The organism is Serinicoccus chungangensis, from assembly GCF_001483745.1.
Classification (GTDB): Bacteria; Actinomycetota; Actinomycetes; order Actinomycetales; family Dermatophilaceae; genus Ornithinicoccus; species Ornithinicoccus chungangensis_A.
The window spans coordinates 421,544-434,684 of the sequence record NZ_LQBL01000028.1 but is presented as its reverse complement, the minus strand read 5'-3'; the positions used below and the strand labels follow the sequence as shown (position 1 = coordinate 434,684).

The 13,141-nt window shown below is 71.2% G+C and carries 7 protein-coding genes; 6 read left to right on the top strand and 1 reads right to left on the bottom strand.

What is annotated here, in order from left to right; all coding sequences use genetic code 11:
* The first annotated feature begins 35 nt into the window (after positions 1-35).
* From AVL62_RS10470 to dnaE, 5 genes are all read left to right on the top strand, one after another.
* A complete protein-coding gene (locus AVL62_RS10470; protein WP_058891567.1) occupies positions 36-998 on the top strand; it encodes a DivIVA domain-containing protein in 963 nt (320 codons plus the stop codon).
* 173 nt (positions 999-1,171) lie between these two features.
* A complete protein-coding gene (locus AVL62_RS10465) occupies positions 1,172-1,642 on the top strand; it encodes a TraR/DksA family transcriptional regulator (RefSeq protein WP_058891566.1) in 471 nt (156 codons plus the stop codon).
* Positions 1,643-1,668: 26 nt separating this feature from the next.
* Positions 1,669-2,163, top strand: a complete 495-nt coding sequence (lspA, locus tag AVL62_RS10460) for a signal peptidase II (protein ID WP_083518868.1) — start codon at positions 1,669-1,671, stop codon at positions 2,161-2,163.
* A gap of 11 nt (positions 2,164-2,174) precedes the next feature.
* Positions 2,175-3,089: an RluA family pseudouridine synthase gene (locus tag AVL62_RS10455; protein ID WP_419177490.1), complete on the top strand. Its 915-nt coding sequence runs from the start codon at positions 2,175-2,177 to the stop codon at positions 3,087-3,089.
* A gap of 52 nt (positions 3,090-3,141) precedes the next feature.
* Positions 3,142-8,088 carry a DNA polymerase III subunit alpha gene (dnaE, locus tag AVL62_RS16640; RefSeq protein WP_083518867.1) on the top strand — a complete coding sequence of 1,649 codons (4,947 nt, stop codon included), beginning with the start codon at positions 3,142-3,144 and terminating at the stop codon, positions 8,086-8,088.
* A gap of 507 nt (positions 8,089-8,595) precedes the next feature.
* Here the strand turns inward: dnaE and AVL62_RS10440 are convergent.
* Positions 8,596-10,839: a hypothetical protein gene (locus AVL62_RS10440; RefSeq protein ID WP_058891563.1), complete on the bottom strand. Its 2,244-nt coding sequence runs from the start codon at positions 10,837-10,839 to the stop codon at positions 8,596-8,598.
* Positions 10,840-10,924: 85 nt separating this feature from the next.
* Here AVL62_RS10440 and AVL62_RS10435 point away from each other — a divergent pair, with 85 nt between their 5' ends.
* A complete protein-coding gene (locus AVL62_RS10435; protein ID WP_058891805.1) occupies positions 10,925-13,051 on the top strand; it encodes a S9 family peptidase in 2,127 nt (708 codons plus the stop codon).
* Positions 13,052-13,141: the final 90 nt, after the last annotated feature.

Below are 13,141 nucleotides of genomic sequence, written 5' to 3'. Positions count from 1 at the left end.
CCAGGGTGATGGCCCCTTGGACCAAGAGGTGAACCATGGCTCTGTCCCCCGAGGACGTCATCAAGAAGAGCTTCAGCGCGACGCACCTGCGGCGCGGCTACGACGAGACCCAGGTGGACGACTTCCTCGACGAGGTCGTCGTCGAGCTGCGCCGGCTCGTGTCGGAGAACGACGGCCTGCGCACCGACCTGGAGGACTGCCGCGCCAGCCGCGGTGTCGCCTCCGGCCAGGGTGCGGCGGCGCCTGCCGCCCAGGGCGAGCGCCACGAGGACGCGGAGGACACCCAGGAGCTGGAGGCGCTGCGTCGCCAGCTGGCCGAGTGCCAGGAGGCGCGGGCGGCCGCCGAGCGACGTGCCGAGGAGGCGCAGGAGCGGGTCGGCGCCGCCGAGCGTGAGCGTGACGAGGCCCGCTCGTCCCTGGAGGCGGCCTCGGCCGGGGCCGCCGTCGGCGCGTCCGCCGCGGGCGGGGACGGCGAGGACCCGAGCTCCATCATCTCCCTGGCGCAGCGGCTGCACGACCAGCACGTCGCCGAGGGGGAGAGCACCCGGGCGAGGCTCATCGAGGAGGGCGACACCTACCGGACCACGGTGGTGGCCGAGGCCGACGAGCGCAGCGCCGAGCTGCAGCGCACCGGGCAGGAGACCCACGACCGGCTGGTGGCCGAGGGGCAGGCCACGCACGACGAGCTGGTCCAGACCGGGCAGAGCCGCCACGACGAGCTCGTCCAGACCGGGCAGAGCCGCCACGACGAGCTCGTCAGCACCGGGGAGCAGACGCGTGACCGGCTGGTGGCCGAGGGCCAGGCGAGCCACGACCAGATGATCAGCGAGGCCGAGCAGCAGCGCAGCACGGTGCTCGAGGACCTGCACGGCCAGGAGAGCGCGCTGTCCGCCACCATCGGTGGGCTGCAGTCGCAGGAGCGCGACCTGCGCGAGCGGCTGCGGGCCTTCCTCTCCGACCAGATGGAGCGGTTGGACGGGTCCCGACCCACCTCCTGAGGGCCTGACGCCACCGAGCACGACGACGCCCCGACCACGACCGGTCGGGGCGTCGTCCTGCCCCGGCCGGGGGCGAGGTCGTTTCCCGTTGTCATCGCCAGGTTGCTGATCTATTCTCCCAGCACCATCGCTCGCCTGGCAGGGGGAGCGCAGCCCACGAACGAAGGACAGCCGTGGCGACGAGTGTGAAGAAGGGGGGTCCGAGCGGTGCGAGCCGCTCGGACCGCGGCACGAGCGGGTCGGGAGCGCACCTGGCGCTCAGCGTGCGGGACGACGAGAGCCCGTGGACCGCCGCCGAGCTGGACGAGCTGCGCGGTGAGCTCGTCGCGGAGATCGACCGCCTGCGCAGGGAGGTCGAGGAGGCCGAGCACGACCTGCTGGACCGCGGTCGCTCCTTCGGGGACGGTGCCGGCGACGACCAGGCGGACGCGGGTGCCGCGACCTGGGAGCGCGAGCACGAGCTGTCCGTCACCAACAACGCCCGCGACCTCATCGACCAGAACGCGCACGCGCTGGACCGGGTCGAGGCGGGCACCTACGGCGACTGCGAGTCGTGCGGGACCCCCATCGGCAAGATGAGGCTGCAGGCCTTCCCTCGTGCGACGCTATGCATGACATGCAAGCAGAAGCAGGAACGCCGCTGACCACCCGTCCCCCGAGACGCACCGCCGTGGTGCTCCTCGTCGCCCTGCTCTGGGCGGGCCTGGACCAGGCCACCAAGGCGTGGGCCGAGGCGACGCTCACCCGGGGGGAGTCGGTGCCGGTGCTGGGCGAGGTCCTGCAGCTGCACCTCACCTACAACTCCGGGGCGGCCTTCTCCCTGGGTACCGGCTGGACCGGCGTCGTCACGACGGTGGCGACCGTCGTGTCGGTGGTCATCGTCTGGCAGGCCTTCCGCACGCGCAGCCTGGTGTGGGGGATCACCCTCGGTCTGCTGCTGGGCGGTGCCGTCGGCAACCTCGTCGACCGCTACCTGCGCCCGCCCTCGGTCGGGCTGGGCCATGTCGTGGACTTCATCGCGCTGCCCAACTTCCCGGTCTTCAACATCGCCGACATGGGCGTGACCACCGCTGCCGTCCTCATCGTCCTGCTGTCCCTGCGCGGCTACCACCCCGACGGCACCCGCGAGGGTGACGAGCAGGCCGACCTCGAGGACGCGCGGTGAGCGACTTCCGGATGTTCACCGTGCCCGAGGGGCTGGAGGGGGAGCGCGTCGACGCCGCCCTCCCGCGGCTGCTGGGGCTGTCCCGGTCCAGGGCCGCGGCCCTGGCGGGTGAGGGCCACGTGGTCGTGGACGGCCGCCCGGTCGGCAAGTCCGAGCGGCTCACCGCCGGCGCCTCGCTCGAGGTCCGGATGCCCGCGGCGGTCGAGCCGGCCGAGCTGGCCGTGGTCGCCGAGCCGGTCGAGGGCATGAGCATCGTGCACGACGACCCGGAGATCGTCGTGGTCGACAAGCCCGCCTTCGTGGCGGCCCACCCCAGCGTCGGCTGGACCGGTCCGACCGTGGTGGGAGGGCTGGCGGCCGCGGGGTACCGCATCTCCACATCGGGCGCCCCGGAGCGGCAGGGAATCGTGCAGCGGCTCGACGTCGGCACGAGCGGCCTCATGGTCGTGGCCAAGTCCGAGCGGGCCTACACCGTGCTCAAGCAGGCCTTCAGGGACCGGGTGGTCGACAAGACGTACCACGCCCTGGTGCAGGGACTGCCGGACCCGCACGAGGGGACCATCGACGCCCCCATCGGGCGGCACCCGGGGCACGACTACCGGTTCGCGGTGATGACCAGCGGCCGGCCCAGCATCACCCACTACGAGCTGCTCGAGGCGCACCGGCGGGCCAGCCTGCTGCAGATCCACCTCGAGACCGGTCGGACCCACCAGATCCGGGTGCACTTCTCCGCGCTCCGGCACCCCTGCTGCGGCGACCTCACCTACGGCGCCGACCCCACGCTGGCGCGCGACCTGGGCCTGGACCGCCAGTGGCTGCACGCCACCGAGCTCGCCTTCGACCACCCCGGCAGCGGCGAGCGCGTGAGCTTCGCCTCGGCATACCCGCAGGACCTGGAGCAGGCGCTGGAGCGCATCCGCGGGTGACCCGGGACGGGGCGGCAGGAGTGTCAGCGACGCGAACTAGGATCTCGTCCTGATGTCAGCACCCACCAGCAGCAGCCCCCCGCGCGAGCAGAACTTCGTCCACCTGCACAACCACACCGAGTACTCCATGCTCGACGGTGCGGCGCGGATCACGGACATGTTCGCCAAGGCCGCCGAGCTGGGGATGCCGGCGATCGCCACGACCGACCACGGGTTCATCTTCGGTGCCTACGAGTTCTGGAAGACCGCCCAGCGCTACGACGTCAAGCCGATCATCGGGCTCGAGGCCTACGTCACCCCGGGCACGCACCGGACCGACAAGACGCGGGTGAAGTACGGCGACGGGGGGCGTGACGACGTCTCCGGAGGCGGCGCCTACACCCACATGACGCTGCTGGCGCGCAACAACAACGGCATGCACAACCTCTTCCGGATGGCTTCCCTCGCCTCAATCGAGGGCTACTACTTCAAGCCCCGCATGGACCGCGAGCTGCTGGAGACCTACGGCCAGGGCCTCATCGCGACCACCGGCTGCCCGTCGGGGGAGATCCAGACGCGGCTGCGGCTGGGGCAGTGGGACCAGGCGGTCCAGTACGCCTCGGACATGAAGGACATCTTCGGGGCGGACAACTACTTCCTCGAGCTCATGGACCACGGCATCCAGATCGAGCGGGTGGTCCGGCAGGACCTGCTCCGGCTGGCCCGGGAGCTGTCCCTGCCCCTGCTGGCGACCAACGACCTGCACTACACCCACCAGGAGGACGCCAAGGCGCACTCGGCGCTGCTGTGCGTGCAGTCCGGGTCGACCATGCAGGACCCCAACCGGTTCCAGTTCAACGGCGACGGCTACTACCTCAAGACGGCCGCCGAGATGCGCGAGGTATGGCGCGAGCTGCCCGAGGCCTGCGACAACACGCTGTTGGTCGCCGACCGGTGCGACATCTCCTTCACCGAGGGCGAGGGGCGCTACATGCCGCGCTTCCCGGTGCCCGAGGGCGAGGACGAGACCAGCTGGTTCATCAAGGAGGTCGAGACCGGGCTGCAGCGCCGCTTCCCCGAGGGCGTTCCCGACTACGCGCGCAAGCAGGCGGAGTACGAGTCCGAGGTCATCATCGGCAAGGGCTACCCGGGCTACTTCCTCGTCGTCGCGGACTTCATCAACTGGGCCAAGACGAACGGCATCAAGGTGGGCCCGGGGCGTGGCTCGGGGGCAGGGTCCATGTGCGCCTACGCCATGGGCATCACCGACCTCGACCCCATCCCGCACGGCCTGATCTTCGAGCGTTTCCTCAACCCCGAGCGCAAGTCCATGCCCGACTTCGACGTCGACTTCGACGACCGGCGCCGCTCCGAGGTCATCCGCTACGTCACCGAGAAGTACGGCGACGAGCGGGTGGCGATGATCGTCACCTACGGCACGATCAAGGCCAAGCAGGCTCTCAAGGACTCCTCCCGGGTGATGGGCTACCCCTTCGCCATGGGGGAGAGGCTCACCAAGGCGATGCCGCCGACCGTCATGGGCAAGGACATCTCGCTGGCCGGGATCCAGGACCCGCAGGACAAGAGGTATGCCGAGGCGGGCGAGTTCCGCGAGCTGCTCGCCGAGGACGACCACGCCGCCGAGGTCTTCGACACGGCGACCGGGCTGGAGGGGCTGAAGCGCCAGTGGGGCGTGCACGCCGCCGGCGTCATCATGTCCAGCGAGCCGCTGATCGACGTCATCCCGATCATGCGCCGCGACCAGGACGGCCAGATCATCACCCAGTTCGACTACCCGACGTGCGAGTCGCTCGGGCTGGTCAAGATGGACTTCCTCGGGCTGCGCAACCTCACGGTGCTGGACGACGCGATCCACAACATCCGGGACAACCGCGGGCAGGACATCGACCTGGACGCGCTGTCCAAGGACATGACCGACCGCAGGACCTACGAGCTGCTCGGCCGCGGCGACACGCTCGGTGTCTTCCAGCTCGACGGCAACGGGATGCGCCAGCTGCTGCGGCTCATGCAGCCGGACAACTTCGAGGACATCTCCGCGGCGCTCGCGCTCTACCGCCCCGGCCCGATGGGCGTCAACGCCCACACCAACTTCGCGCTGCGCAAGAACGGCAAGCAGGAGATCACCCCGCTCGACCCCGAGCTCAAGGGCAAGCTGCAGCCGGAGATGGAGGCTGCCCTCGAGCCGATCCTCGGCACGACGTACGGCCTCTGCGTCGCGGGCGACACGCCGATCATCGATGCCGACACGGGCGAGAAGGTTCGAGTCGACGACCTGGAGCGCCGTGTGCAGGAGGGCTTCTTCACCTTCGGCGTGGACGAGCGTGGCAAGGTCGTGCGGCGACGCGTGACCCACTGGTGGCAGATGCCGGACAAGCCGGTGCTCACCGTGAGCACGAACTCAGGGCAGCAGTTGCGGCTGTCCTCGGATCACCCCGTGCTGACGACGCGAGGTTGGATCCAGGCAGGTGAGCTGCGGGCGGGAGAGGACCGGATCGCTCGTCCCCGTGACGGCATGGGGTACAGCTCCCCATCCTGCGTTCGACCGGAGGAGGCCGCCCTGCTGGGATACCTGCTCTCTGACGGCTACATCACGTTGTACGAGAACAGTTTCATCAGTGCGAGTGCAGAGCTGCGCACCGAGGTGTCCCGCCTCTGCTCCACGTTGTTCGATGACGTCTTCCCCGTCGAGGAGTGCCAGGACCGCAGTGCCGCGCGCGTGAGGTTCGCCGCGTCCCCGGCCGGCACCGGGTCGGGCCGCAACCCGCGACGTGGCCACTTCACGAACATCGGCATCAACGCGTGGTTACGCAGCCTCGGATTCGCCGACAAGACGATTTCGGCTGACAAGTTCATCCCCGAGGCGATGAAGCGCAGTCAGCCTCTCGTGCGGCAGCGACTGATGGCAGCTCTCTGGGACGGTGATGGTCACGTCGGTGCCAAGTTGGCCTACTACAAGACCATCAGCGAGCGGCTGGCGCACGACGTCCTTGATGTGCTATCCAGTCTCGGCATTCCAGCACGACTGCACGAGGCCGGCGAATACACCTCGGTCCGCCGTGGTCGCCAGCGGGCGTGGACCGTCCACGTGTACGACCAGCGCTTCTGGCAGCTCGTCACGCCGCACATGGTCGAACAGCGCAAGATCGCGGCGCGGACCGACAGGAAGATCGCCTCGCGTAGCCGCGGCCTGAACCGTCAGCGCATGCTCGAACACGCCAGCGATGTGCTGCGGGACGCTCCCGACGTGTCCGCGAGGACGAAGAACGCCATGGGGTGGGGCCCCGCCTCGCCCGCTGGGCTGCACCGCCACCTCTGGCGGCAGGGTCGGGTGCCGGAGCCGAAGACCAGCCACCCGGCGGAGGGCGAGGGCGGCTTCTATCCGCTCAACGCCACCGCCCAGGCTTACCTGGACGTCATGGGTACCGACGAGGACCGATTCTACGCCTCGATGGACTGGAACAGGGTGACTGATGTCTCGGTGGGTCCGGCGGAGCCGGTCTACGACATCACCGTCGACGACGTGCACAACTTCATCGCTCACGGGATGGTGCTCTCCAACTGCATCTACCAGGAACAAGTCATGGAGATCGCGCAGAAGCTGGCGGGCTACACGCTGGGTAACGCCGACCTCCTGCGGCGCGCGATGGGCAAGAAGAAGAAGGAGGTGCTCGACGCCGAGTACATCCCCTTCTCGGACGGGATGAAGGCCAACGGCTACAGCGAGGCCTCCGTCGCCGCCCTCTGGGGTGTGCTCGTGCCGTTCTCCGACTACGCCTTCAACAAGGCGCACACCGCGGCCTACGGCGTCATCTCCTACTGGACCGGCTACCTCAAGGCCAACTACCCGGCCGAGTACATGGCCGCCCTGCTCACCAGCGTGGGCGACGACAAGGACAAGACCGCGCTCTACCTCGCCGAGTGCCGCCGGCTAGGGATCCCCGTGCTGCCGCCGGACGTCAACGAGTCGATCGGCACCTTCGCCGCGGTCGGCGACGACATCCGCTTCGGCCTGCAGGCGATCCGCAACGTCGGCGCCAACGTGGTCCAGGCCATCGTCGCCACCCGGGAGGCGAAGGGCGCCTTCACCTCCTTCGAGGACTTCCTGCGCAAGTGCCCGGCCGTCGTCTGCAACAAGCGCACCATCGAGTCGCTGTGCAAGGCCGGAGCCTTCGACGGGCTCGGTCACACCCGGCAGGGGCTGGTCACCGTCCACGAGCGGTATGTCGAGGCCCTCGCCGACGAGAAGAAGCAGGAGGCCATCGGTCAGGACAGCCTCTTCTCCGGGCTCTCCTTCGGCGGTGACGACGACGGCGAGGGGGAGCCGCTGCAGATCGTCACCCTCCCGCCCATCCCCGGCATCGAGTGGGACAAGACCGCCCGGCTGGCCTTCGAGCGGGAGATGCTGGGGCTCTACGTGTCCGACCACCCGCTCAACGGCATCGAGCACATCCTGTCCCAGCACGCCAGCGCCTCCATCCTGCAGCTCATCGGCGAGGACGGTGCCAAGGACGGTGACTTCGTCACGGTCGCCGGGCTCATCACCAACCTTCAGCTCAAGCGGACCAAGAACGGCGACCCCTACGCGCGGGCCACCGTCGAGGACATGGCCGGCTCGCTCGACGTCGTCTTCTGGCCGAAGACCTACATGACGATCTCGACCATGTTGGCCGAGGACACCGTCGTGGTGGTCAAGGGCCGGCTGAAGAAGGACGACTCCACCGAGCTCATGGCCAACGAGATGATGCTCCCGGACATCAAGACCGGGCCGCGGGGGCCGGTCGTGCTGACCATGACCCCGACCCGCATCAACGACGTGCTGGCGCACCAGCTCAAGGGGGTGCTGGCCAACCACCCGGGTGCCACCGAGGTGCACGTCCGGCTGACCCAGCCCGGTCGCACCGTCCTCATCAAGCTCGACGAGGGGCTGCGGGTCACCGCGACCCCGGAGCTCTTCGGCGACCTCAAGGCCCTCCTCGGTCCGGCCAGCGTCGGGAGCTAAGCACCCGGCCTCCCCAGAGCCCCGCCCTCCTGAGAGCCCCCGCCCCCCTGAGAGCCCCCGCCTGCGAGGCCGGGGCCCCTCAGGTGCAACCCCACCCGCCCGAGGGTCCCGGCCCTCAGGAGCAGCCCCACCCGCCCGAGGGTCCCGGCCCTCAGGAGCAGCCCCACCCGCCCCGATGTCCCCACGTGCCACAACCTGCGGAGAAGAGTCCATCTGCGGGGGGTATATTTGCGGCTGACGCGATCATCTCCGCATCCTGGGGCTCCTGGTGCATATGTGACTCGTGTGCTTGCGGCGGAGCCCGGCTGACCCCCGACGGCCGGCCGCCGCTGCTCCAGCCAGGGCCTGACCGCGATCACGGGACAGCCGGCCGCTGCACCCGCTGCCCCGGCGAGGGCCTGGCCGCGATCACGGGACAGCCGGCCGCTGCACCCGCTGCCCCCGCGAGGGTCTGGCGGCGATCACGCAGAAGCCGGCCGGTGCCGGGGATCCCGTGGCCGCGGCGCCTCAACCCGGTCCGGGGCCGGGCACGACCACCGGTGGTGAGGTCGCCCGCAGCACGACCTCCGGGCGGTCCAGGCGGCGGGCCGCCAGCTGTGCCCGCCAGCGCCCCGGCCCGGACTCGGCGTCGAAGGTCACCCGGGTCTCGCGCGTCGTCACCTCGGCCACCTGCTCACCACCGCAGGTGAGCGTGAACGTGTGCTCCAGGGGCCAACCGGCCCGCTCCGCCCCCACCCGGCGGGCCACGAACGCGCCGTCCCCGATCTCCAGGTGGCAGAAGACCCCGGGCTCGGTGCGGGGGTCGACCTCGACGGTCTCCAGGCCCGCGGTGGCGGCGTTCGCGGCATACCCGCGCAGGCTCCGCACGGACCCCGGCGCCCCGGTGCGCACCGGCTCGACCTCCACACGGTCCCGCCGCCGCCAGGGCACCCGGCGCCCGGCGCCGACCGTCACCTCCAGGCAGGCCGGAGGGTCGTCGGCGGGGGCGTCGATCGCCCGCAGCAGCGAGGCCACCCGGACCACGGTGGTCGCCGGGTTGAGCGTCGAGGTGCTGACCAGCTCGGCGACGGAGGCCACGAAGGTGCTGGTGGCCTCCTGCGGTGCCAGCTCGTGCAGCCGCCAGAGGTCGTGGACCGCCCTCGTCTGCGCGGCCGTGCGGATGTCGAAGCGCAGCGGACCGCTGGTCCAGCCGCGCCGGAAGTGGTTGGGGTCCTCGGCGGCGAAGTAGTCCGGGACGCGCTCGCGGCCGAAGGGTCCCCGCGGGGCCCGTGGCGGCGGGGAGGGTGCCCCGCCGCGCTGCTGCCACACCTCGGCCGGCCAGGTGCCGGAGGCGAACCGGTGGCGGTTGAGGTCCGGGCGCAGCCGCTCGACGACGTCGAAGGCGGCCAGACCCAGGTCACGCCCGGAGAAGGGGAGCAGGTGCGCCGCCCGGAGGAACTCCGGGGTCGCCAGCGGGTGCAGGGCCAGGCTGCGTCGGTGCGTGGAGTGGAGCACGTGGCCGAAATGGGCGCGGTTGCGGTGCAGCCGGTAGTGCGCGTCGACCTGCTGGCCGACCGGCGCGTCCGGGACCAGCGAGAAGGCCTCGACGACCGCATCCTCGCCCCCCTCGCGGGCTCCCGGCGGGAGCTCGACCCCCCGGTGGAGCACCAGCTCGTGCAGGCGCCGCAGGTCCGCCTCCAGGGACGCGGTGGTCTGCCCCATCGCCGCGAACGGTGCCCCGGTGCGGATGGCGCGGTATGCCGTCCGCATCAGCTCGCCGGCGCCGCCCCGGATCGCGACGTAGGGGACGGTCGGCCAGCGCAGCTGGCGCTCGGCCGAGGCCGCCCACTGGCTGCCGGCGTAGAAGCTCTGGTGGTGCTCGATGCTCTCGGCGAAGGACAGCATGCGGTCCTCGTAGTCGGGCTCGACGTACCACGGCCGCCCCGCGGCCCGCCGCAGCTCGTCGGAGACGACGAGGTCGCGCCACAGCCCCGCGCGGCCCGCCGCGTCCGCCCACCGGCTCGGGTCCGCCGCCACGAAGCTCGTCCGTCCCAGCACGCCCGCGTGGTCCAGCAGCGCCAGGACGACGCGGCTGTCCTTGCCGCCGGAGGCGAAGACCCGCAGGTCCGGCACGGCGTCACCGACCTGCGCCAGCAGCCCGCCCGCACGCTCGATGCCGGCGTCCAGCAGCTCGTCGTAGCCGCGCCCGCGCGGGTCGGTCGTCATCGGTCTCGGCACCGTCCCCACCCCGCGGGCGGACATGACCAACATCTCGTCCGGGCGCAGGCACCGGACCCCCTGGACCAGCGTGCGCCGGGACCACTGGTTGCGCAGCAGCACGTGGTTCGAGGCGAGGGTGGTGTGCGCGACCGGCCAGTCGACCTCGAGCGCCACGCCGTCACTGCGCAGCCGGTCCACGACGGCGTCCAGCGTGGTGCCGAGGTAGACGTCCTGCCCGGTGGCACCGGGCTGCACGCACCAGAAGAGGTGCCCGAAGCCGTGGAAGTCGCTCATCGCCACCCAGGTGCGCTCCGCGTCGTCGCTGAGCAGGCCGACCCACTCCCCGGTGACGTCCGTGAGCGCCCCGAGAGGGTGCGCCCGCGGTGCGGGTCCGTAGACCTCGCACACCTCGTCCGGCCCCAGGAGCAGCCCCTCGGCCTCGCGCAGCCGCACCCGCGCATACCGGGAGACGGGCAGCGCCGGGGCGCTCCCGCGGCCCGCCCCCCGCACGACCCAGCAGGCCCGGCGGTGGCGGACGGGGCGGGAGATCATGATGTGCCGATGGTATGCCGCCCCCGCCCGGGCGGCGGTGGACGCCCACCGTCGGCGACCCCGGCTCCGGGGTAGCGTGGGGTGGGTGACCCATCAGCCCTCCCCGCCCCGCGCCGCCCGTCTCGACGTCGTCCGTTCGCACCACGGTGAGGACGTCGTCGATCCCTACGAGTGGCTGCGGGACAAGTCCGACCCGGACGTCATCGCCCACCTCGAGGCGGAGAACGCCTACACCGAGGCGCGCACCGCCCACCTGGGCGAGCTGCAGCAGAGCATCTTCGAGGAGATCAAGGGCCGGGTGCAGCAGACCGACCTGTCGGTCCCGGTCCGGCACCGCGACTGGTGGTACTACACCCGCACCATCGAGGGCGAGCAGTACGCCGTCCACGGTCGGGTCGCGGTCGGCGAGTCGCCGGAGCGGCCCGAGCTGGACCCCGGTGCGGCGCCCGAGGGGGAGGAGGTGCTCCTCGACGGCAACGCCGAGGCGCAGGGGGAGGAGTTCTTCAGCCTGGGCGCCTTCGACGTGACCCCGGCCGGGGACCGGCTCGCCTACGCGGTGGACACCACCGGCGACGAGCGCTTCGACCTGAGGGTCAAGGACCTCACCACCGGCGAGGTGGTCGACGACGCCGTGCGGGGCATCGGCTACGGCACCGCCTGGAGCGCCGACGGGGGGCACCTGTTCTACGTCCGGGTCGACGACGCGTGGCGCCCGCACCAGGTCTGGCGCCACCGGGTCGGTGCCCCGGCGGAGGAGGACGTGCTGGTCCACCAGGAGGACGACGAGCGGTTCTGGATGGGGGTCGGCACCTCGCGCGACGACCGGCACGTCATCGTCTGGCTGGGCAGCAAGAACACCTCCGAGGTCCGGCTGGTCGACGCCGAGGACCCCACCGGCGAGCTGCGGGTGGTCGCCCCGCGGGAGGAGGGCGTGGAGTATGACGTGGAGCCGGCCGGCGAGCGCCTGTGGATCGTGCACAACCGGGACCACCGCGATTTCGAGCTCGCGGTCGCGCCGGCGACGACCACCTCGGCCCGGGACTGGTCGACGGTGGTGCCCGGCGAGGACGGCGTGCGCCTGGCCGGGGTGGAGGCCTTCGCCGGCCACCTCGTGCTGTCCCTGCGCCGGGACGGACTGACCCAGCTGCAGGTCCTGCCCCTCTCCGGGCAGGGACGCCCGGTGGGGGAGGGCTACCAGGTCCCGGTCGAGGAGCCCGTCTACACCATCGAGACCGGCACCAACCCGACCTACGAGACCGACACCCTGCAGGTGCTCGTCGAGTCCTTGGTCACCCCGCGCAGCGTGCTCGACCTGGATCTCGGCAGCGGTGAGCTCACCCTCGTCAAGCAGCAGCCCGTGCTGGGCGGCTACGACCCGGCCGACTACCAGCAGCAGCGGCTCTGGGCGACCGCCCAGGACGGCACGCAGATCCCCATCTCGCTGGTCGCCCGCCGTGACGCCGAGCCGGACGGCACCCACCCGGGCCTGCTCTACGGCTACGGCTCCTACGAGATCTCGGTGGACCCGCACTTCTCGATCTCCCGGCTGTCCTACCTCGACCGCGGCGTCGTGCACGCCGTCGCGCACGTCCGCGGCGGCGGGGAGATGGGCCGCGGGTGGTACGAGGAGGGGCGCATGGAGCACAAGGCCAACACCTTCACCGACTTCGTCGCCTGCGCCGACCACCTGGTCGAGACCGGCTGGGTGGCGCCCGACCGGCTGGCGGCGGAGGGCCGCTCGGCCGGCGGGCTGCTCATGGGTGCTGTCCTCAACCTGGCCCCCGAGCGCTTCCGCGTGGTCCACGCCGGGGTCGCCTTCGTCGACGCGCTCACCACCATCCTCGACCCCTCCCTGCCGCTGACCGTCAGCGAGTGGGAGGAGTGGGGCAACCCGGTCGACTCCGCGCAGATATACCAGCTCATGCGCTCCTACACCCCCTACGAGAACATCCGGCGGGTGGACTACCCGGCCATCCTGGCCACCACGGGGCTCAACGACACCCGGGTGTTCTACGTCGAGCCGGCCAAGTGGGTGGCGAGGCTCCGGGAGACCGTCACCAGCGACCCCCAGGAGCGCCCCATCCTGCTCAAGACCGAGATGGTCGCCGGGCACGGCGGCAAGACGGGGCGGTACGACGCCTGGCGCGAGACCGCCTTCGAGATCGCCTTCGTCCTCGACCAGCTCGGCGCGCGGGAGCTCGTGACCGGGTAGCGGCTCGGAGGATTTCCGGCATATCGCGCATATGGCCGTCAATCGTCCTGTAGATCTGGCAAGATGGCGGATGAACTCGGCAATCTGCGA